General features: G+C 34.9%; 13 protein-coding genes. All 13 read right to left on the reverse strand.

The window, feature by feature from the left end; genetic code table 11:
* Positions 1–2: 2 nt before the first annotated feature.
* Complete coding sequence (locus BST83_RS11390) at positions 3–2,708, reverse strand: sulfatase-like hydrolase/transferase (protein ID WP_104809897.1); 2,706 nt, start codon at positions 2,706–2,708, stop codon at positions 3–5.
* A 266-nt stretch (positions 2,709–2,974) separates the two neighbouring features.
* The gene (locus BST83_RS11395) at positions 2,975–4,957 is read right to left on the reverse strand and encodes a T9SS type A sorting domain-containing protein (RefSeq protein WP_205853575.1); all 1,983 of its coding nucleotides are present in this window, start codon (positions 4,955–4,957) and stop codon (positions 2,975–2,977) included.
* A gap of 116 nt (positions 4,958–5,073) precedes the next feature.
* Entirely contained in the window at positions 5,074–7,677 is a 2,604-nt protein-coding gene (locus BST83_RS11400; protein WP_104809899.1) for a T9SS type A sorting domain-containing protein, read from the reverse strand.
* Positions 7,678–7,775: 98 nt separating this feature from the next.
* A complete protein-coding gene (locus BST83_RS11405; RefSeq protein ID WP_146092155.1) occupies positions 7,776–8,702 on the reverse strand; it encodes a T9SS type A sorting domain-containing protein in 927 nt (308 codons plus the stop codon).
* A complete protein-coding gene (locus BST83_RS11410; RefSeq protein WP_146092156.1) occupies positions 8,693–10,582 on the reverse strand; it encodes a metallophosphoesterase family protein in 1,890 nt (629 codons plus the stop codon). The genes BST83_RS11405 and BST83_RS11410 overlap by 10 nt, the downstream gene beginning before the upstream one ends.
* A gap of 465 nt (positions 10,583–11,047) precedes the next feature.
* Positions 11,048–13,420: a CBM35 domain-containing protein gene (locus BST83_RS11420; RefSeq protein ID WP_205853576.1), complete on the reverse strand. Its 2,373-nt coding sequence runs from the start codon at positions 13,418–13,420 to the stop codon at positions 11,048–11,050.
* A 460-nt stretch (positions 13,421–13,880) separates the two neighbouring features.
* Positions 13,881–17,696: a T9SS type A sorting domain-containing protein gene (locus tag BST83_RS11425; protein ID WP_104809903.1), complete on the reverse strand. Its 3,816-nt coding sequence runs from the start codon at positions 17,694–17,696 to the stop codon at positions 13,881–13,883.
* A gap of 424 nt (positions 17,697–18,120) precedes the next feature.
* Complete coding sequence (locus tag BST83_RS11430; RefSeq protein ID WP_146092157.1) at positions 18,121–19,227, reverse strand: hypothetical protein; 1,107 nt, start codon at positions 19,225–19,227, stop codon at positions 18,121–18,123.
* Positions 19,228–19,300: 73 nt separating this feature from the next.
* Positions 19,301–20,233 (reverse strand): family 43 glycosylhydrolase, encoded by a 933-nt coding sequence (locus BST83_RS11435; RefSeq protein ID WP_104809905.1) that lies wholly within the window; start codon positions 20,231–20,233, stop codon positions 19,301–19,303.
* Between the two features lie 150 nt (positions 20,234–20,383).
* Positions 20,384–21,691 (reverse strand): IS4 family transposase, encoded by a 1,308-nt coding sequence (locus tag BST83_RS11440; RefSeq protein WP_146092158.1) that lies wholly within the window; start codon positions 21,689–21,691, stop codon positions 20,384–20,386.
* A 229-nt stretch (positions 21,692–21,920) separates the two neighbouring features.
* Positions 21,921–22,859 (reverse strand): family 43 glycosylhydrolase, encoded by a 939-nt coding sequence (locus BST83_RS11445; protein WP_104810853.1) that lies wholly within the window; start codon positions 22,857–22,859, stop codon positions 21,921–21,923.
* An 81-nt stretch (positions 22,860–22,940) separates the two neighbouring features.
* On the reverse strand, positions 22,941–23,354 hold the full coding sequence (locus BST83_RS11450; protein ID WP_104809907.1) for a hypothetical protein: 414 nt from the start codon (positions 23,352–23,354) through the stop codon (positions 22,941–22,943).
* A gap of 65 nt (positions 23,355–23,419) precedes the next feature.
* Positions 23,420–25,114 (reverse strand): beta-N-acetylhexosaminidase family protein, encoded by a 1,695-nt coding sequence (locus tag BST83_RS11455; protein WP_146092160.1) that lies wholly within the window; start codon positions 25,112–25,114, stop codon positions 23,420–23,422.
* Positions 25,115–25,164 lie beyond the last annotated feature (50 nt).

Genomic DNA, 25,164 nt, shown 5'->3' on the forward strand with positions numbered 1-25,164 from the left:
TTTTATTTTATTAGCAATTTTTTTGTAAAAACTGTACTACTAATCTTTGTATTAATAAAGTAGATTCCTGAATTTAAAGTTTGTAAATCTACCTCAAGTTTATGGTTTCCAGGATTGACAATTTGCTTATCAATAGGTTGCGAAACTATCTGTCCCATGATATTCATAAGTGTCATACTTACTGTTGATGATTTTGATAATGTAAAATCAATATTAATCTTTGTATCTGCTGGATTAGGATATATATGAAAAGATTTTTGACTGTCAAATTCATTAACCGATAAGCCATTTTCTCCTAAAAGCTGGATAGCATCAATACGTGTGGTTACCATTCCGTCCTTTTTTCTATAAAGCCTGAACCAATTGATGGCACTCAAATCTGGATTACCAATTTTACCTGCATCTTTAGTATCTAACTGTATAAAATTCCAGCCAGCACTTAAACTACTACCTAAGTTCCAATTGTATTCGTTAGCATCCGGCCTTCCAGAACTGCCTATTTCCACTTGGTTTGATGATTGAAACTGCGATGGGTCTGATACGTAATACCAAAACTGTAATACCGTTCCGGATTCAGTACCATGGGCATCATAAGGTGTTGAAAACACTTTTTTAAATTCCTCAGTGCTACTTGCTGTAAATTCAATACATCCCGTTCCTTGTTGGTTGTCTGTTGTATTTAATAGCAAACCTGTTGACGATTTCCAATCTGTTTTGTCATCACAAACATCTAGATAGCTTCCAGGGTCTCCAAGTGTCATCTGCCGAATAGCTGATTTACTGCCAAACCATTCCTCTCCGTCTTGAATCATTTGCCATTGGAAATTATATATACCATCTGAATTGGGCACTACTATTTCGAAAGTAAAGGTTTTTTCTTCATTTGGGGCAATACCTTCATCAACACTTAAGTTTACACGATCCAGCCCCCATATGATATTATCTTCAGGACTCTGGCTTCCTAATTTAAAATTACCCTCTTTGGTCCATGTAGTTGTCCCTGTATTTTTCATAGTAATACTTACTATCACAGTATTACCAGCTTCCATTATGGGTACTAACTGAGAAACAAAAGATGCATTATTACCTGTTGCCTTACCACCATTCAATAAATCTCTGTTTTGAACACTATAACTATGTATTGAATTATTCTTTTCTAACCACTCTGCAAGATGTGTACGTAATTCTTCTGCTTTATCCTGATGCAAAGCTCGATCGGGATTATTACCTAATAAATTATTCATTTCAAATGGATCGGTATTCAAATCATACATGGCATTGATTACCGTTGAAGTAATTGTAAATGGAATTAAAAGTTTCCAACCATCTTTAACAATCATATAGTTTGGATCTCTATCGCCTCTTGTGTTCCACTCGGTAACCACATATTGACCATGCTCCTGATCTGTGCCTTCTATCAGTCCACGAAGGCTTGTTCCTTCTGAGGCATGCTCTGGAACTTCAAGATAATCCAAAATAGTAGGAAATAAATCAACTAAAGACGTATAGCCTTCAACTGTTTTTCCTGCTTCTATAACGCCCGGAAAACGCATCAACAAAGGTATATGAGCGGACTCTTCATAAAATACATTTTTTTCGCGCATTCCATGAGATCCCAACATCTCGCCGTGGTCACTTGTAAAAATAATTAGTGTATCATCTGTTAAATCCAGTTCATCAAGCTTATCTAAAATTTTCCCAACCCATTCATCAACTTCTGTTATGAGACCATAATAGTTGGAAATCATGTATTTAATTTTGTTAGGATCTGCATATTCCGTATTATTTAACCTACTATTAGATTGTAAATAAGGTGAATTTTGCATGTTGTCTGAAATACTTGTAGGAACCACCATGTCGGCTGTTGGATACATGCTGTAATAAGGCTCCGGAAGTACCATGGGCGAATGTGGAAAATGGAAAGAACAAGTAATACTGAAGGTTTCATCTTTAAGCCTTTCAATGGCTTCAAGCGTTTGTTTTCCTTGAAAAGCCGTCATGGTGTATTCATTATCCATTAGCAGTTTACCGTGTTGATCGGGTTCAATATGTTTTAGGCTCTGATCTTGTAGTTGCTGATATGTCATCCCATAATATTTATCCAAAGGATCGGCTAGATAAGGCCATCTTGACATGCCATCTATAAATTGACCATTTCCTGGTACGGGTATTGCTCCCAATGTGCTAAGGTCATCCCTCCAAATATGAGTTTGCCCTCCAGAGCCAAAAACTGATCTGCCGTTATTTGCCTCCTGAACAGGATTTTGATAAACATCGGCATGAGAAGAGAGCGCATGCCATTTTCCGTAATACTCACAATGATACCCATTATCAGATAATATCTCATCAAAAGTGGGCATGGTCATCAAACCAGCTTCTTGATAGTCATATGTTTTGTCGTTTGTATTAACCCCAGTATGTTCAACCGTAGAACCCGTAAGAATGGATGAACGGGTAGGGCCACAAACAGCCATTGGCGTATATGCGTTTTTAAAATACGCACCTTGATGCGCCAAACGATCAAGATTAGGGGTTTGAAGCACTGTATTCCCCGCAATACTCATGGCATCATAACGTTGCTGGTCGGTTATTATAAACAAAAGATTTTTCTTTTGTGCTTGACAAATTGTTGTTTGAAATACGGACAGGCATAGTAATATACAGATACCTACAAGTTGTTTATTGATTTTTTTAAATACTATTTTCATTGTTTTTTCTTTTATTAATTATCATAAAAACCACCTATTACAAACGTGAGTAAGCTGTTACTTTTTCAAGTTTAGTTTAACTCAACATTGTATAAAAAAACTAGTTAACGTCTGATTATTATAAGATAAGTTCAATATAAAAAAAGTGAATAACACTAACTAAAGTATTTGTTTTCATCCTACAAGGTTTTTGAAACCTTTTAGGGTTGATTATCTTTCATCTAAAATATTTGTAATTTTCAAATAATGAACTAATTAAACCTCTTCTATTCTATCAATACTTTTTTTGTTAACACGGTACCGTCAATTTTTATATTCGCAAAATAAATCCCTGAATTTAAAGTTCCTGCAAGAATCTCTAGTTTATGATTTCCATGATTCATATGTTGTCTTTTAATAGGTTCCGAAACTATTTGACCCATACTATTCATAAGCGTCATGCTTACTGTTGATGATCCTAATAATGTAAAATCAACAAAAAACTTGGTATCTACTGGATTAGGATATATATTAAAAGATTTTCTATTGTCAAAATCATCTATTGATAAGGCGTTTTCTCCAATTAACTGAATAGCATCAACACGTGTTGTGGTTGTTCCATTTTTGAATCTGTATAACCTAAACCAGTTAATAGCATTCAAATTAGGGCTTCCAATTCTTGAAGCACTACTTACAGGCAATTGAATAAAATTCCAACCTGATTTTAAATTACTTAAGGACCAACTATACTCATTTACATCTGGTCCTCCTGAACTACTAATTTCAACCTGATTTGCAGAATCAAACATTGAAGGATCTTCAACATAATACCAAAATTGCAATACGGTTTCTGAAGGTGTTCCTTGTGCATTATAAGGTTGCGAAAATACTTTGTAATATTCTTGCTCAGTAGAACCTGCAAACTCTAAAGCTGCTGTTCCCTGCACTATATCCATAGTATTTAAAAGCAAGCTTCCGGGATTCCAGTCTGTTTTGGCATCACAGTCATCCAAATACTCATTAGAAGATAATACCACTATTTTTTGTTTAGGGGTTCTTTCTCCAAACCACTCCACGTTATCTTTAACCATTCTCCAATGAAAATTGTATGCGCCAGGCGTATTAGGGCCAGTAATTTCAAATGTAAATGTTTTTTCTTGGTTTGGAGCAATGGCATCCACATCTGTTAACTCCACTCTGATAAGTCCTAAATGACCATTATCATCTACACTTCCAAGTTTAAATAATTCGTCTTTAGTCCATGTTGAGGTTCCTATATTTTTCATGGTAATACTAACTGTAGCATTTTCTCCTTTCCCCATAATTTTTGGAATTTCAGTCATGGCACTAAACGCTGCCTTATTTGGCGAATTAGGATTTTCTTCATAAAAGCCTTTCAAGAAATAAATTTCTGCTCCAACACCTTCTCGCATGGTGTAAAGGTCTTTGCTATTTTTTCCATAGCAAATAGATTCTTCTCCTGCTCTATCAAGAGGCATATCAATTGTTCGGTATGGCAGTTTATACCCATTAGGTTCATCAAAATATTCGCCTTTGTTAAACGCTTGCTCCCATGTTTCATTTTCTTCACGTATAAACTCATAGGCAAAATCTTTATACGTTAACACAATGGCTCTATGCCCATCTTTTGAAATATCCATGGCAGTAGCATCATCACTTCGCAATGAAGCTATTTTGTTTGCTGTTAAATTTACTGTTCCTGGTTCTACTGAAAGTGGTAGCTCATACACATATCTAATTTCATTATCATGTGACTTGCTAAATAGAATAATCTTCCCAGTAGTAACATCAACACCCACTGATTCACAATTTTGTTTACCATTGTCATATTGATAATTAATGGTTCTTAATATTGGATAAGAGTGACCAGAAATTTGATTTGGATCATAAGCAGGCTCTTCAATGATATATAATTTGTAACCACTCCTACTTCTTCCATTATCACCAAATTCTCCAATAATTATATAGGATTTACCATTTAGTTCAAAGGTTGACAAATCTTCCCAATCTGCTGACGAAGCACCTTGTACAGCACCTCTATTTAATAAATTTCCATCGGTATCAATAAGGTAAATATTAGGTCCGTCGCCAGAATCATTGTGTACCCAAATGGCATTATCTGTTTTATAGGACAGTCCCATACCACTAGTTTCGTTTATAGGACTATACTTAAGCCTTCCTATTATTTCTGGATCCTCATAATTTATTTTTTGCTCCTGTCCTGTTAAAGGTGTTATGATATAAATCATTATTAACCCACTTATTATTATTTTAATAAAATTCATAAAAACTGTTTCAAATTCGTTATTTCTTTAGTTTTTAATAAAGTCCATATTAAAAACCAAATCTGTATTTTTCTAAATTGTTATTCTATTACTATTTTTTTTGTAAACACTCTATCATCCATTTTTACACTTACAAAATATATTCCTGAATTTAAATTTTCAATTGAAATTTCTAGTTTGTGATTCCCTGGACTCAAATTTTGCTCATTAATAGGTTGTGAAACTGTTTGCCCTAAAATATTTATAAGAGACAGACTAGCCGTTAATGATTTTGAAAGCGTAAAATCAACAAAAAGCTCTGTATCTGCTGGATTTGGATATATATTAAATGACTTCCTATTATCAAACTCATCTATTGACAAACCGTTTTCTCCTATTAACTGAATAGCATCAATACGCGTTGTAACGCTACCTGATTTAACCCTGTAAAGACGAAACCAATTAATGGCACTTAAATCTGGATTGCCAATCTTGCCTGCGTCTTTAGTGTTAAGTTCAATAAAGTTCCATCCTAAACTTAAACTATTGCTTAAGCTCCAATTATACTCATTAACATCTGGTCCTCCAGAACTACTTATTTCTACTTGGTTTGATGATAACAATTGTGATGGATCTGACACATAATACCAAAATTGCAATACGGTTCCAGCCTTCGTTCCATGTGCATCATAAGCGGGGAAAAACACTTTCTTATATTCATCTGTATCAGAACCTACAAATTCCAATGCCCCTGTTCCTTGTACTTTATTGGTTGTTGTAAGGCTTAACAAACCAGGATTCCAATCTATTTTTGAGTCACAATCATCTAGAAACTCACTAGCATCTCCAAAAACGTAAGCTTTACTATCAGATCGAGTTCCAAACCATTCTAAATTTTTTTGAAGCATTTGCCATTGGAAATAAAATGTACCATCTTCATCTGGAACATTGACATTAAAAGAAAAGGTTTTTTCTTCATTTGGCAATATAATTTCACCATTACCCAGAGGTACCTGAGTAATTCCCCAATTGTTGTTATCTTGAGGATTCTGACTTCCTAAAAAATAATCACCACTTGTCCAGGTTGTTGTACCAGTATTTTTCACAGTAACACTAACTGCTGCGGTTTCTCCTTGTAACAAATCAGGAACACTTTGAGATAAAAACGTTGCAGCATTATATGTTCCAGAAACAGGAAAAATATTAACAATAGAGATGCTATTGGCATACAAGTCAACCTTAACATCCACTATGCGATAATCATCGCCGTCAAACTGTTGGGTAATAGACCCTATATTTACCACATAGTCATCGCCTTTAGGCATTACAAAACGAACACGAGCGTCTTCAATATTAAATGTGAATTTATTAATAATACTTACAGAGTTATTATTTGAACCACCATTATTTAATTTCGAGTAATTCATCTTTATCTTTTGAGCATCATAATCTCTTTTGCTTTCTATAGCTTCATGTGCCGCTCTGCTATTCCCAACAGGAGTCCAAGTTCCCGTTTCATCATCAATTTGGTATAAATTAAAAGGTGATAACTTTTGACCATCCCGAGCAGTTTCTACAGTAAAGATTTTAGCTTCACCATAAGTATAAGGGTTCGTACTAGTACGGTGAATATGCCCTGCAAGAACCAACCTTGATGTATAATCACTATTGTGGTCTTTAAGTCTATTATAAAATTGAGGAACCCCCTCTTGAGGCACATGATAAAAAGAAACACGTAATTTACCAGCTCCTACATTGCTGTCATCCAACCAACTAATAGCGTCATTAATTTGCCATAGATAATTGGGTGTGTTGTTTGGTGCATGACCAGATCCACCATCAGGACACCAAGAATTATTGATTCCCATAAACCTAGTGTTGCCATATTTAAAATTATGAGTCTGTATGCCGTAATTCTTGTTCCAATAGTCCTTTGTTATGGTTTTTATCCAAGGGCCGCTCAGGTTATTAGCATCATATCCAGACTCAAGATAATAACTTTTGTTTGGTGTATCATGATTTCCAGGTATGGTATAAACAGCGGCGTGAAAATCATTCATCCCTTTATATTCTGAGGTGCCGTTCATATAATCAATGATCCTGTTTTTAGTGCTTTTTGGACTATCATCACTCACACCAGAATTGTTTGGGTAATGATTATCCCCCGTTTCAATAACCATTTCTGGATCAATAATATTGGCGACATCAATGACGGCTGATATTTCTGGTATTGAAAAATTTCCTTCAGGATTTCTGGTTTGCCACCGGTGCACATCTGAGATATGCAAGACATAAAACTTCTTTTTATATTCTTTGATGATTTTCACAGAAGCTAGTGAAGTTACATCACCTTGCGATGTCTTCAGCACTAGGCCATAACGATCTGCTGGAGCATTTACTGGCACGGTAACTGTTATTTTTTGATTACATGTGCTTTCGGACCATTGATCGTAAATCCATGTTTGGTTTAAAACGGTAAACGTTGGAATCACTTTATTATAAGGCCCAATCAGCTCAATGTCATTAACGTTTTGACCACTGTTGGCATTAAACCAAATTTCAAAAGTATCACCTGCCTTAACAATTTCGGTTGAAGATCGCCATGGTTTAACAATTTGCTGGCACCAGCCAGAAAATGAAAGACTCGCTATTAATAGAAACATAATTCCTGTAGAAATCTGTCTATGCGCTTTTAAACTTCTCATTATTAATAATTATTATTTGGTTTGGTTTTAGTTGGTTTTTAGTATCAAAATAGCCAACGCTTTGCGTTTATTTAACAACCCTGAAAATTAGTTATCTGCTATTTTAATACTATTTTTTTTATGGACACAGCATTATCAATAGTTATTTTCATAAAATACACCCCTGCACTTATGTCTTCTAGAGGTATTTCAAATTTGTGGTTTCCTGGATTCAACTCTTTTTTTTCTGTAAGTTGCGAAACAACTTGCCCAGAAACGTTTAAAAGAGTTAAACCAACCGTTGATGATTTTGATAATCTAAAATTAACAAGAACCTTCATATCTGCTGGATTGGGATATATATTGAAAGATTTTCGAGTATCAAAATCATCAACCGACAACCCATTTTCGCCTATAAGTTGAATGGCATCAATGCGTGTTGTTACGGAGGCGTTCTTTTTTCTATAAAGCCTGAACCAATTGATGGCATTTAAATCTGGGTTCCCAGTTTTACCCGCATCTTTGGTGTTCAATTGTATAAGATTCCATCCAACTTGCAAGTCATTGCCTAAATTCCAATCGTACTCATTGGTATCTGGCCCTCCTGAACTACTAATTTCCACTTGGTTTGATGATTGAAACTTTGAGGGATCCGACACATAGTACCAAAATTGCAATACGGTTCCTGATTCTGTTCCTTGTGCATTATAAGGCGTTGTGAATACTTTTTTATATTCATCTGTACCAGAGCCCACAAATTCCAACGCCGCTGTTCCTTGTACTTTGTTCGAGCCAGTAAGAATTAAACCCCCAGGGTTCCAGTCCGTTTTAAAATCACAATCGTCCAAATATTCACCTGAACTGCCAAATGAAAAAGATCGAATGTCTGACAATCCCCCAAACCATTCAACACTAGCTTCAAGCATCTTCCATTGAAAAATATAAGTACCGGCTTCTAGGGGAACGGTAATATCAAAAGTGAATGTTTTTTCAGCATTGGGCAAAACACTTTCACCTTCATCTAATCCAACACGGTTCAACCCCAAATTTCATTGTCTTGAGGGCTTTGGCTTCCCAAATAATGATTATCTTTAGTCCATATTTTAGTACCTGTATTTTTCATGGTAAAACTTACCGTTACCGTTTCTCCTTGTAATAAAGCAGGTATTTGTTGAGATACAAAAGTAGCACCATTTACTTTAGGTAAATCTTTATAAGTCGCCGTTATTTCAGCAGGCTCAGAGCCTACGGTCATAGTTGTTGAATGTTTTACGGGGAATGCAATGGATGGGCTACCTGAATTAATAACCCATGTATCAAATTCTTGACCCTTAGGAGCTGTATCTGCTATGATAATTACCTGCTCAAAAGGCAAAAAATCGCCATCGCCACTTCCGCTATTGACAGTAAGTGTTAAAGGTGGACAAGTTCCTTCGGCTACTCCACAACCACATAAGCCTAGTGTTTCTTTATCGGGGTCATCAGGACAAAGATCGCCTGTTTCAATAGCCACTACAGTGGTACTATTAGCTCCCAAATCAACACGGACATCAACAATATGAAATGCATCGCCATCAAACTCCTGAGTTATGATACCATTAATTACTCGATATGCCAATCCTTTTGGTACTACAAATCGAACTTTTGCTCCTTCGATGGAAAAATTATAGTGATTTACCAATGTTGCAGAATTTACAGATACTGACCCGTCATTAGCCGATTGGTATGCTATGGTAAGATTGGATTCCCATGTAGAACGATCATCCTGATTGCCACTTTTTAATACGCTCACAACACTGGTAGGACCTGATACAGGAATATAAGTTCCCTTAGCATTATTGACTTTAAACAGATTATATTCAAAATGATCTCTGATAGACGCCGCTATATAGGCAATTTCAACACTGTTGTCATCAAATGGAAACGGATTATCATTTCTTACATGATGTTTATCTCCAGCTAACACCAAGTCCAACGGCTCTTCAGCGTTTATAAACTCATGCATTTTATCATAAACATGCCCTGCTGTTAAAAAAAAATTTCCTCCAGAGCCAACACCATCAAGCCATGAAATAGCATCATCGGTTTGGTATTGATGATCTTTACCACTAGTTTTTGAAACACCCCAAGCATTGTTAAGCATCATGAATCTACCGTTACCATACTTGAAACTGTGGTTCTGTAAACCCCAATAATCATTAAAAAAATTTGAATTTACTTTCACCGTAGCTTGTGGCCAGTCATTGGCTGTATGAGCATCATGATCTCCCGGCACCAAAAACGTGGCGGCATTGGCATTTGACATTCCTTTAATACCATCACTTTCAATACCTAAAAAATATTCATCTTCCCGTTCTGGATGGTTTCTAACGTTGTACATATTATCACCTGTTTCGATAATGATTTCGCAGTCCATGATATTTGCTATATCGATCATGGCCGTTTTTCTAGCCATCAGCGTATTGGTATCATGACCGTTTTGATAAAAGTGCCCATCAGAGAAATGCATGATATAATAATCGTTCTTAAACTGATGTACTACTTTGACCGCCCCTGAAGACAGCGCATCACCATTGGTGGTTTTTAAAATCAAGTCATAACGATCTGCTGGCGCTGAAGCTGGAACGGTTACCTTTAATCGTGTATTATATCTATTTCCAGATAATGGATCGTATTCCCAATCGCCAGTCACAACACTAAACGTTGTCCCTACTGTGTTGTAAGGCCCTTTGAGTTCAATGGAATTTACCGTTTGCCCGTTGTCGGCATCAAACCAGACCTCAAAAGTTTCCCCCGTTTTTACAATAGCCGTTGTGGATCGCCATGGGTATACGATTTTGGAACACCAACCAGATGTTGATATACAAGCTATTACAAGAAACATTATTCCTGAAATCATGTTTCTGCGTCGTCCGAAATTTTTCATAATTTAATTAGTTTTTGTTATTTCTTAGTTTGGTTTAGACGCTTTCTTTTTCCCATTATAGTGATGGCTGTTTCTGTAATAAAAAGAACATTCTCAGTATTCTCAGTATTCTCAGTATTCTCAGTATTCTCAGTATTCTCAGTATTCTCAGTATTCTCAGTATTCTCAGTATTCTCAGTATTCTCAGTATTCTCAGTATTTAGTTCATTTAACTACAAATTAAGCACATACAGTTAATAAAGAATTAAAAAAAGCACCTATTTTTTAATATTCGATTAATAAACACTTAATATGAAAAAAAGTTTATTTTTTGTATGGATTTACAGGAGAAGTTTACCAAGTCTTCTTTTAAGTCTTTTTATAAACTTAATTTTAACGATTGATAAAATATATTTATTTGGTCGGTTTTTATTTTGAAAAAACTCCCCCATATCTAAATATAAGAAATAGGGAATTCTTAATCAATTACCTGATAAAGTTTAATTTATGGCTCTTTTTTTCTGTGCCATTAGCATTCGTAACCTGAATATTACAAATGTAAACACCACTTGAAATTTTACCTGAATCCGTAGGTTTCCATATTTTAGAATGTTCCCCCGTCGATTGCTGTTCATTATTGGACATGCTCATTACTTTTTGTCCATATATGTTATAGATATCGATAGTAACATTAGAGCTTTCTGTAAGTTGATAAGCGATGGTTGTTTCTGAACTAAAAGGATTTGGATAGCTTCGGATTGAGAATACCTGATTGGTTTCAATATCTAAGTTATCTGGGATAGAAAGCGTTGATATATATTCCACAACAAGTTCATCAATATTAGCGCCGCCTGAACCCACAGTCGTAAGCCTAACCGTATTAATCCCTGCATTTAAAGCCTGATTAGTAATGCCAACCGTTTCCCACTGCGCCCAGTCACCAGTTGCTGAAAAGCTCAAAGATTCCATTTCTGTAGCACCGTTTACTTCCATTTCTAACGGGCTATTTCCAGTAGCTAGCGCATACTTAAAAGTCAAATTATAACGCCCTGCCTTTGCTACATTCACAACCCATTCAATATAATCTCCTGATGCATTTTGGAATTCAACAAAACCTGTTCCATTATACCCTGGATTATCACTTGAAACCAAAGCACCGCTATACAATACATCCTCTGCCTGAAGCACAAATGATTCCGCAGGAATACTGCCGCCATCGCTTATATAAATACCATCAACCTTTGTGGTTACTGTACCTGTTTTACCATTATAAATACGAAACCAGTTTATAGCATTTAAGTCTAGGGTTCCTCCTGTAGTGCCAGCATCGCTTATTTTTAAACTGATTTCATTCCAGCCATTTTCTAAACCTATCATTTTCCAATTATATTCGCTGCTGTCAGAGGCCCCAGCACTACCTATTTCTACCTGACCGCTTGAAGTAAACTTAGACACATCAGATACATAATACCAAAACTTAAGCACTCCATTTTCAACGGATGCTTCATGATTATACACTGTACTAAAGGATTTAGAAAACTCCGCACTACTTGTTCCTGTATATTCCAGACCCGCACTACCTTGTTTTTTATCAGCACTATTAAGACTCGCTTTGCTATTCCACCCTTCAAATGCATCGCAATCATCAAGAAAATACCCATTATCATAAATTGGAATGGTATGCGGTGTTGGATGATTTTGCACCAAAGGAGTTCGCCCTTTTATCATTTTTGCACCATCGCCCGTAAGTCTTAAATAAAAATCTGAAGAACAGTGCACACCTTCAGCGTCTAGCGTTAAGAAATATTGATCTGTTGGTACCATAGAAGCATCTTCGCCAGCTTTAGCTATTGCAGTACCTTCATCAAACTCATCAAACATGGCTACATAAACACTAGCAGTCAAATTTTTAGTATTAAATTTAGATTTAGCGATATAAAACTGTTCCCACATGAAGTTGCCATGTATTCGAGGAAGATGATTCGGCCTGTTTTCATAATCAGGTTTCCAATTTGACCAAGAAAAACCGGGGAACAACACAGGCATATAATCGATGCCTTTATCGATACAATACTGTATATCTTCCTCTATTTTTTCGCCCCAATTATTGATACTGCTTGCATTAAACGTACCCACATGCCAAGGCGAAATCATGTCTGCCGCTTCAAAAGCTGGTCTATTTGGTACATTAGTTCGCCAATTCTTATCACCTCCAACAATAACATAACACCCTTGACTTTTAAACCAGTTTACAACGTCTTTCCATGATGTCACGTCCCCTGGTCTGCGATTAGACCCCACTCCCCATAAACAAACCACAGGTTTATTATTTTGTTTAGCATAGGCTGGAGGTGCTAGTAAGTTTAAACTGCCGTTAATAGTATTACTCCAATCTGTTTTTATTTCACTCTGGAAGTTTGTCCAATCCGAAATATCATACATCATATAAAACTTACGCCCGTAGGTTTCTGCCGCATTCTTTATTTTAGTGGCGATACCATCTTTATGCGCCTTTTTTTTGCTGCTACCAAGCGCACTACCAAAACGCTGAAGCGCTATACAGTCTATACCATACTCTTTCATCCATCTCACATGCGTATCCACTGTTTGGGTATCATAGGATCCAAACAAGGTTGCCGGCTCTCCGTTACCCAAATTAGCAAAACCAGTGGGATGCTTATTGGCATATTCACGCATATCTGGATAAAGCTCAAAACTTAAATTTCCTGCTTCAGGAATATTAGAACCCATTCCCCAATGCACCCATTTATTTTCAGGTGAATCACCATTATCACATGCAAACCAGCCTTGATATCCCGTAATTAATTTTCCTATGATATCATTTTGAGCTGAAGCCATAAAGCTTGCTATAAGAAAGAATACACCTATCAGTGTGCTTTTTTGTATTTGAATAAGCTCCATAATTTAAATTTAATTTATAGCTAAAGTAAATTATAATATTAATTACTGATTAATAACAAATTACCAAAAGATTAATAACAAATAATCTTTGCAAGAAAAAGAAATATTTTGTGATTTTGATAAATTATTCATCTAAAAACCTCTGATGAATAATAAGTTTTGAAGCAAATTTGTAACATATATTCATTTATTAACAATAACAATATGCTGTCTAAAATCTTTTGAAGAATCCATTATAGATGATTGAAAAAAAAACATATTCAAAAACCTAAACTCTTTTTAATTCAATCAAACTTTAAGTTTTAGATTAGATATAATCGAACCGTTAAGCATGTTTAAAAAAAAAGCCAGTGATGTATACATCACTGGCTTTAAATTACTTTTTTATTTTGCTATTTTACTTTATACTCAACTTTAACCTTTGAATTTGACCATCAAATACAACTTGAAGTATATGTATTCCTAAACTAACTTGATTAACATCCAATCTAAAAACGGATTGACTCTTACCTGAAATTTCTTGATCTATAATTTTTTTACCGGTAATATCATAAAGTCTAATATGAATGTTTTTAGTCTGGTAACCATTTAAATCAATATTAACAAAACCTTTAGCTGGATTGGGGTAAAGATTAATTCTAGACAACTCAGCATTATTTTTTAATTTGCTTTTTGCCGTTTTAGAAGAAGAGCCCCCATTCTGTAATTGAATTCCATCCACTCGTGTGGTTGTAGAACCATTTTTACTTCGGTAAATACGGAACCAGTTTATAGCACCTAAATCTGGTGTACCACCTGTAACGTTTGCATCACTTATGTTCAAACTTATTTCATTCCAGCCATTAGTTAACCCGCTTAAGCTCCAATTGTATTCATTTACATCTGCTGCTCCGCCACTACCCAATTCTATCTGGTTGCTGGAATTAAACTTCGAAACATCTTCTACGTAATACCAAAACTTAAGCACCCCAGCAGTTTCAGATACCTCAGTATTATAAGGTGTTGGATACACTTTATAAAACTCATCCTGTCCATCTCCTATCATTTTCACACTATGACTTCCTTCCTGAACTGTACCACTAGCTGTTAAAGTATTAGAGCTACTGGTATTCCATCCATAGGAAGAATCACAAACATCCAAATAATCATCTGCTGTTGTAATAGGAACAACATGAGGGGTAGGATGGTTTTTAGTTAAAGCTATTTCGCCTTTCATCATTTTAGCACCATCACCCGTAAGTCTTAAATAAAAATCAGATGAGCAATGCACACCATCAGCATCTAGTGTTAAGAAATACTGATCTGTTGGAATCATAGACGCGTCTTCAGCTGCTTTAGCTATGGCAGTACCTTCATCATACTCATCAAACATGGCAACATAAGTCGTTGCTGGCATATTTTTCTCATTAAATTTACTTTTTATGTAATAAAATTGATCCCACATAAAATCACCGTGCATTCTTGGTTTGCTATTAACCGTTCCTCCGTTCCAGTTAGACCAAGCAAAACCTGCCCATGCACCAGGCATATAATCAATACCTTCTGCTTTACAATAATCCATATCATCATCTATCTTTTGGACCCAACTATGATTAAACTCCTGACTATTCAAACCACTGTACTCAAAAGTACCTACATGCCATGGCGTAATCATATCGGCCTCATTAAAGGCTTGTAAATTTTGCGATTGTTGTCTCCAATCTTTATCTAAACCAACCATAACATAACAGCCTTGGCCTTTAAACCAATTTATTACATCTAAATACGAAGCATTGTTTCCTGGTCTATTTGGTGTTCCAAACCCCCAAATACAAACTACTGGTTTACCATTTTGTTTCGCATATGCAGGTGATGCAAGTAAATCTAAACTTCCATCAATAGTATTTTGCCAATCTGTTTTAATTTCACTTTGAAAATTAGTCCAGCTAGAAATATCATACATAACAAAAAACTTACGTCCAAAAGTTTGAGCAGCATTTCTAACTTTGGTTGCCATACCATCTCTATGAGCCTTCTTTGTTGTATTAGTTAAACTACTTCCAAAACGCTGTAAAGCTGCTACGTCAATACCATAGTCTCGCATCCATTCAAAATGCTTGTCAACCACTTGATTGTCATAAGATGAAAATAATGTTGTTGGCTGCCCATTTCCTAAATTCGCGTAGCCTGTTTGATACGTATTGGTATACTCTCGCATATCTGGATACAGTTCAAAATCTTGATCGTTTGCAGTAGGCTGACTGGAATTCCAGTGTCTCCAATGGTTTCTTGGTGAGCCATCTCCATCAGCTCCAAACCAACCTTGGTAACCTGTAATTAACTTACCTACAATATCATTTTGGACGGGAATAGGATTAGAAGAAGAAGATTCAATTCTAATATGGTCTACACGTGTGGTTCTATTATTACCGTTTTCCGTAGTGTTAAATATTCTAAAACTCTTAATAGAATTTAAGTTAATATTTCCAGAGCCAATAACATTTGGGTCATTCAAAGGTATATTAATTGCATTCCAACCTTCGCTTGCATCTTGCACCCATTCTAAATCTTCATTATCTACATTAGATCCGGCTGTACTACTGATTTCAAAATGAACATCGTCTAAATCTTCACTTGCATAATAATCCAATTTTAAAATGCCATTACTTAAAGAATAGCCTGTACTAATTCCAGAAAACTCTTTTTTGAATTCTAATACATTAGTACCTTCCATTTTAACACTGTGATCTCCTTCTTGTCTTGTACCACTAAGAATAACGCTTCCATTTTCTGAAGACCATCCTGATGTAGATTCACAATTATCAATTATTGCAGGTATACTTGGTGCATCTGATTCAAAACTGATAGCATCTAAAAATGTTGTTCTTCCAAAACTGCCATAACTATTATAAATTCTAAAATAATTGATGTTAGATAAATCTACTGTTCCAGTTTTAGCATTATCATCTAAATCTAAAGTGTATTGTTTCCAACCGGCAACAACATTAGTTAAAGTCCATTGGTACTCATTATTATCGTCGCCACCAACACTTCTTATTTCTACACGAATTTGATCTGATTTGTTTTGACTAACAGCGTCATTCGCTTTATACCAAAATTTTAATTTCCCATTGTTATGGGTAACACCTGTGGTTTTACCATTTGTAATTTCTTTTTTATACTCCACACTCGATGAAAAACTATTTCCTTTTATAGATTTATCTCCAATTTCTCTATCATTATCTAATGATATACTTCCAGAAGATGTCCAATCTGTAAGGCTTTCTACATCAAAAAAGTAATCGCTAGGTAATGGGTTGGTATTGTTTTCTATAGCACTAAATTTATATACTCTAGCACCATTTGTTTCATAGGTGTAATAAATATCTTTTCCTTCTTCATCATAACAAACAGATTCGTATTGGTAGCCCTTATTAGTTTCAAGATCTATTTTACGAGGCGTATTATCATGTAATGCATCTTTAATAGATTGTCCATTGTTTACAGTATATTCATGTAAATCGTTATCTCCTGTATTATTTTTATAACCAATGATGATGATTCTTTTTTCATCTTTAGAGATATCCATTCCGGTAACTCTTAATACCATTTCATCTGTTTTTATACTTGGTTGCCCCAAATCTAAATCTACCGTTGTGGTATTATTCATGTTTAAATCAAAAGAATAGATCCTTGATTTGCCAGTATTTATATTACCATCTTTTCCTAGCATAATAACTTTATTAGCTAATGGAGCTACAGCAATGGCCTCAATATCTTCCAAACCACTTCCTGGATCTTTAAGTACAAATCTTTTGTGTTTAGAGACAGTAGTGTTACTGCCAGGTTCTTCAACAATAATAATTTGTCTTCGTTTACCGCCACTGCTGTTTTTTCCAGTTGCTCCAATGGCAAGGTAGCTTGTACCGCCATATTCAAAAGACGCCATGTCTTCCCAATCACGATTTTCTTCATTATTTATCGTGACCGTTTTTGTAATTGTTTCAGAATCATAGTTGTACAGATAAATTTCATTGTTTGAAGAACCACCATCATTATGCACCCAAAAGGAGTTACTATGTTTATAAGATGGTGCCATGCCACTAGCTTCAGGTATTGAGCTAGATAAGTTCCCTTTGGTTTCACGCGAACCATAATCATATTGTTGCGCATTTAAACTGAATGTTGTTGCTACTGTAAAAAGTAAGCAACTTAAAATTTTTTGTAGTTTCATTTGTTTAGTTGTTATTAGGTTTAATTATTATTTAGTTACCGAAAGTAGATGGGACTATTAAAAATTGATTAATAAACAGTTACAATAGGATTAATAATTGATTAACACACTAGTATTTGTATAAAATAGCACAGATATGTTTAAAAAAAATCATCCTACACAAACAATAGAATGCATGATATCATTTGAAATAAATTTGTAGTAATACCATCTCTCATCTAAAATAACCGTAATAAAACGCCCTTTTTCCTTTCTACTTCAACATAAAAAAAACCATAACTAAGGCTATGCTTTATTTTTCTATTTCGTATAAAGAAAAAAATCATCATTTTATTTTACAGCAATTTTAAATAAGAAATGGTATAAGTAAATTATTTTACCAAGCAATAATTTACTGATCGAGAACCTTAAATAAGATGACAGATTACTCAATGCGCTCTACTTTAATATTATCAATATTCAATTTAAACGGATTGCCGTTATTCCCCCAACCAAATATGCGCAGCACAATATGGTAATCGGCAGTTTCTAAAGGGGTTAAGCGCTTGGAATATAAATGAGGTTCTGCTTTATTGAATTTATAATCTACCGAACCCAACCATCTGGAATCGCTCAAATCCGATTTAGGTTTGTAAGCATAAATATTAACAATGGTTGGATATTGTGTTGAATCTGGAACTACTCTATCAATCATGACCTTTAATTGGTAGTTATTGCCCGCATACAGTTTGAGGTTTTGATAAACACCCGCCCAAGTATTATTTAAATAATCCGAATCACTTGCTGCTGGTAGTTCAAAGCGTAATTTAGGATTACCTACCTCCTTGAGCACATAACTATTTAAATGGTCTACCCTATGTGGATTATTACTGGTAGTAAGCCAATGTTTTAAGCCTTCATCAAAAGTAGTATTTTTAAGCAAATTTTTATAAGCTGGTCGGGGATCGGCTTCAACAAAAACAAGGCCCATTTCCTCAATCTTAAATTCATCAACATAAATATCGGTAGCATCATAGTCTTCTTGATGCGTTAATAACGATAAATAGCAAAACACTTTCTCATTTTCCTGAGGCATAAACTCAAATTCAAAATGTTTAAACCCATCTCCTTTATCAATCCACACATCTTTTCCAAAATAAGTAGCATCACTCCCTTTAGCCCAAATGGAAATAATGGCACTTGGTAATGTATTCTCTGGATTCGCCCATTTTACATCCACAGAAAACCTGTACCGCTTTTGCTTCTTTAAGTCTAGGTATTGCCCGATGTGAATAAAATGAGATTGATTATCCTTTGCATTAGCGGGCAAACGCATAAATAAATGGTGCTGTCCTTTTTTTGCGCCTTCACTATGGACCGTCTTTATTATAGCATCAGCAGCCATACTGGGTGCTATATATGTGGACCAACCTGCAAGACTTTTTTCAAAACCATGATTTTTATTTTGCAAAACCACTTTATCAAGATTACAACCTAATGCCATAATCCAACATTCTAGAAAGACCATTTTTATGAAAGCTGTTTTGGACATAACTTTAAGAATTATAAATCCTTTTCTATTTTATGAGTTTTCTTTATACTATTATGTGTTTAGCTCAAAATCATCATCTTATTTTTTTTTCAACAACAACAGGTTTAACCCCAGCTCTAGTTGGTGTAATAAGTTTGATGGTGCCATCTTCATTAAAGTACATATAATCAATACATGTTGTACGTTGGTATGCGCCATCTGGAAAAATATCGTAGTGATACGCCAAATAATATTGTCCTTCTAATTCCAGAACAGAACCATGTGCTGTTTTTGAGATTGTAAACGTGTCATTTCCTTTAAAAAAATCGCCCATATACTCATAGGGACCAAAAAGGTCGTCAGCCATCCAATAACGCAGGGAAGCATAACCTCCACCAATCATGTATACTTTTCCTTTTCGTTCAAATAGAAACGGTCCTTCATGAAAACCTTCCATAGGTGGAAGTTCCTCTTTAGAACCAGGGACAATCTGATCCATAGTTTCAGTAAGTGTAAAAACTACAGGGTAAAAAGGCGAATCCAGACTTTTACGTTCAGAAATAATAAGATAATTTTTCCCTTTATACTTAAATACACAAGGATCATGAGCTTGTACATAGCCATCTGGCATTTTATATAAACTGCGAGGATTATTAAATGGTCCTGTAGGCGAGTCACTATCTGCAACACCTATATGGTCTCCTTCCGGAAAATAGAAATAATAATGGCCGTTCTTTTTAGCGGTATCAGGTGCCCAAAACGATCCACTCCAAGGGGTTTCAGAATTGCGCAATACCACACCATGATCTTTCCAATCCACTAAATTTTCTGAAGAAAAAGCATGATAATCTTCCATGTCCCACACCCCTGCATCGTCTTTGTCATGCGAACCATACAAATAAAACTTTCCGTCGCTCCATTGGTGAATAGCGGGATCTGCCGTAAACGGATGCTTGATGACCGGATTTTGGGCTTTCACCCCGATGTTGATAATAAACATAGCTAGCAATACAAAAATATGTTTCATTTTATGAGTTTTAAAATTGATTCAGCAGATTAGAGTTTTATTTGATACCTCAACCCATTTTAGTTATCAATAGTGTTTTATATTTTGGCTTTTGTTATTTTCTTTATTAATGAACTACCTCGACCCCAATGTCATTAAGTTAAGGGATTTTCATATGCTATCTTTTTGATTTTTAGTAACTTTCGGTTTCTCTCTTCTAACATATTTCCTTATATTTCTTTGATAATATCTATTGGGTCTTATAGGGACTAGTTCTTGTTTGAACAGTATTTTAATTTGCTCCACAATAGCTTCCATATCTGTATTAGAGAAAAATAAGGATACTATTTTATTCTTCAAAAAGCCATAAGATAAATTGGTGTTTATTTTATAAGTTAACTTTCTGTTTTTTGTTTGCTCTATTATTTCATCTTCTAAATCGCTGACGATTAGTGTCTGTACGTTACTAATGAATATAGCTGCATTGAAGTCTTGTAAAATACTTTGGTTGGAATAGCCTGAAAAATGCGCTACTTTTAATTTGTTTTTCAATTCATCGTAAAAAATTTCTACACCCCATCTTTTAAAATATAGTTCCTTGAATATTTTATTAGGATACTTCTTGCTATCTAATAAAGAGGTGATTAATAATTCTGTTTCTCCGCTGGGTAATTTCACACGAAGTAATCTCACTTTTATCGGGGTATTTCTATCATATTGTTTATCAGATACAACAGCGTTTTTACTTGGGAAAATTTCTACAATTTGACTTGTTTTATTACTGGCTATAAAAGTTTTAGTAACGCCACTAAAACTTGTTTTAATTCGCATCAAATAATCGATGTTTTTTATGCACTGCGTATTTATAAAATCATAAGAGGGATATCCTCTGTCATAAATAATCAAGTCGCGTGCTTTAGTTTTTACCAAATGTAGCAATCCTAAGGCCCTTTCTCCCTCTTTTTTTGGTGATAATTGACTATCTAAAACATACTTATTTAAAACATCATAGAGTACAGAAACCCTTGCTTGAACGACGCCTGTATCTGTTTGATTTTTTACAAGACCGTAAATACCTTTCAACTCATCTGTAAAGGGAAGCGTAATGGAAGAACCGTCAACTGCTAAAACTCTAAATCCATTCCATAATTTTATTCCTAGTTCATTATCGGTATAAAATTCATCAATGAGCATCTCACTTAATTTTTTAAAAACTCCTGGTTGTATTTTTTTACGACATTGCACGAAAGCACTTTTTGTAAAAGATTTTAAACTTAATAGACCGCAGTCTCGTCTTAAATGATTTACAAAGTTTTCTATTTCTATAGAAAGGCTTTTTGTTAAAAAATTCATCATAAGTAATAAGGTTGTAGAAAAGGATTGTTTTCTTGTTCTTGTAAAATCTTTTTCTGAAACTCTAAAGCTTTCTTTAAGTTGACTACTAAAAATTTCTTTACCGATCTTTTTAAAAATAAAAATAGGTGTTTTTTTTCATCTTACATCTAATTGATTATCAGTTAAATATACGAAATTAATTTGAATATAACTAATTTAATTATCTGAATATCAGTTATTTAAATCGTTAACTTAATGACATTGACCTCGACCCAAGGGTATGAGGTATCAAATAGGAATTTCTTTTTTATTTCGACGCAAGCATCGGGGAATTCTTTCGATTAAATTATTAAAAGGCTATTTCTTTAATTAGTTATTTAGTTTGTATGACTTTTTGAATGCTACCATCTTCATTAAAAAACAATTTATCGAAACAAATAGAACGTAAATTACCTTCATTTGAAAGCGCTTGATTATGGTAGAACATATACCACTGATCTTTGTATTTAACCACAGAACCATGTGTGGTTCCACAACCTACCTCATCCATAAAAACACCACGATTTTCCCACGGTCCTAACGGATTTTCACTGGTGGCATAAACCATATTATTTAATGGTTTCGCATTGTCTGAATGAATTAAATAATACAAATCTTTATGCTTAAACACCCATGGTGCTTCATGAAAATCGGCGAGTCCTTCTTGTAGTTTTAATTCGCCATCAATTTCCATCATATTATCTTTTAGCTTTCCTGCAGCACATTTTCCACCGCCTCCGTAATAGAAATAAGCCTGTCCGTCATCATCGATAAATAAGCTAGGATCAATCATGGCAAATCCGCCCACACCTTTCATGTAACCTTTATCTTTAAATCCTTTATCAGGGTACTTGCTTACTGCAACTCCAATTTTCCATGTATTGTTCCAGTCGCTTCCACTGGGGTGCGGATAATAAAAATAGTATTTACCGTTTTTATAAGCACAATCTGGTGCCCACATAAAACCACCTTCTGGTCTGCCCCATTTTACATCTCTGGAATGTAATATCTCTCCATGGTCTTTCCAAGTGACCATATCATCGGTAGAAAAAACATGATAACCATCCATAAGGTCGCAGCCACGTGCTGGTTCAACATCATGCGACGGATATACATACAATCTGCCATCATCCCAAACATGGGCAGAAGGATCAGCAGTGTACATGTGTTTGATAAAAGGGTTCTCTGCACGTTCTTGTGCAAAGCCCTTGGTAAAAAATAAAAACCCGAATAGGATTAAACCTTTAGAAATAATAAAGCTTCTTTTTTTCATATTAAAATTCATTTTGATTTATAATAATTAATTGACTTATTTTATTTAAAATATTTATTACAAAACAATATACTTAACATACTATCCTGACTTTGCAATTTCAATATCCTGAGCGACCCATTCCGTGGTTTTAACCCAATCCACATATCCAACACGATTGGTCCAAATAGGATTGATGTTTTGCTCAAGTCCATTTTTAGTATATTGTTTCCATGCATCCAATGCATTTTCCAATTCTGTAATAGCAGCCTCTTGATATTTTTTGTCTTTGCTTTCTCGATATAATGCCAACTGTGTAGACCCTGCAATTTTGAATGCATAATATTTACCTAAAGATGCCATGGTCTTAATATCATGTAAGGTTACTTCCATCTCTTTATTTCCATTTGCTTCCAAAATTTCTAGCAATTCCATAGCCATATCGGCATGTTTATGAAGTTTTTCAGCCACTTCCAACGGTGTTTTAAGTGATGTTGTACCGCCTTCTAAAGTCATTTTTACGAAATCTGGAATAAACTGAAAACCAGAATATTTATGTGGAGCTAAATTGATGAAGCGATTTACATCATGAAACCCTGTCTCTGTATTCGTAAATCTTGGGCGTCCCTTGCAGCCTTCAATGTACCACTGAAAATCAAGTGGCCCCAATGAAACCCCGTTGTGGTGGGATAAATCATGGATGCTTCTTGCCATGCCGTAAATAGTTTTTCGCCATTACTTTCTGGAAATCGGGCTTGTAGTAGCTGAGCAAATCTTTCATTGGATAGTTCTGGGTTATAGCCAAGTCGTCCCCACATCATCCAATTGTACCAGTGTTTTACAATTTCAATTTCTCTCGGCTTATCCGGGTTTTTCATGGTAAACTCACGTCCCCATACCCACTGATCGGATCCATAATAATAGCCTCTTGAAACTTCTATAGGAATTTTTTTAATGAATTCACGAACAAAATCAGGAGCCCCCCATCTGTAATAAAAAGTATCATCGTTACGTAAGGTCCAAATGGTTTTTAAGTTTCCAATATCGTTTACAAAGCCCTCATGATAGGGCTGTTTAGTCGCACTCATCACATGGGCTTTTGCATATTTAAAACTGAATATAAATTCAATGTTTTTATTATCGATTAATGGTTTGAATTTTTCAGCGATTTCCTTAGTTCCTGTTTGATGTTGACGATGAATAAAAGTGATTTTTCTATCGGGCATTTCGGCTGCAGCATCGAGTACACCTTGCGCATAAGTATCAAACGCCCAATCTTCTTTCTCTTTTGTAGAATGACCATACATGTTTTCGCCAGTTGTCAATCCAACACCACCCAAATCAGGATAGGTAACAAACATCTGTTTTATGCTTTTTCTAAAATAATCTTTGGTTATCGGGTTGTCAATGTCATCAGTAATACCATATTTATCTTTTGCGCCATGCACAAATATATTCCATGTTACCACGTAAAAATCAATGTTTCTATTTTTAGCATACAGCATTACTTTTTGCCAGAATTTAATCTTTTCGTCCATCGAAATTTTAATCAATATCTCTGGATTAGCTAATATTTCTGGAGCACAAAAGCCATGACCATCTGTACTGTAATTTTCTTTCCATTTTACTGTAGAGCGCTGAACGTCATCAAGCGCTACATCTTCATACCCTGGTACTTTCAACATGGATGGAAAAGGATGCAGGCTCCATAAGGAAAAATAATTATATCGGTATTTGGCCAAATTATCGATGTATTCTTTCCAGAAATCAAAATTCCACATCTCTGCAATATTTTTCTGTGCTACATCACTAACATCTGTATAACTTGGCGTACGAACATCCAACGGAATATTGAATTTAGTCCCTCGGCGTTCCATATACGGATTTTGAACTTGTTCAGTAACGCCTTTCAATCCAGATATTTTTATTTGTTCTGCTACTTCTAATCCACCATACATAGCTCCTGCTTCATCTGAAGCCATAATATTGATCCTATCATCATCTTTGTTGATACGGAAGCCTTCCGTTTTTATTTCTCTATTTTCTGGCTGAAGCGTAAATTGAATATCTGCATCTTCTGAGTTTGAGAATACTAAATTAACATGTTTCTCTTTGAAAACAATTGCTAATTCATCAATCGTAAATTGAATTTGTGGGCTATCCGATTCCGTATAAATACGCACTACATTATCGTTTGGTGTACAACCAAAAAATAATACCATTTGAAGTATAAATACTTGAAATATTACATACCTGATATTTCTATTATGTCTCATTCTTTGCATCTATTTTAAGTAGAAATCATATTTATATTCCTTCACAAAAA

It is taken from the genome of Polaribacter filamentus, assembly GCF_002943715.1.
GTDB lineage: Bacteria > Bacteroidota > Bacteroidia > Flavobacteriales > Flavobacteriaceae > Polaribacter > Polaribacter filamentus.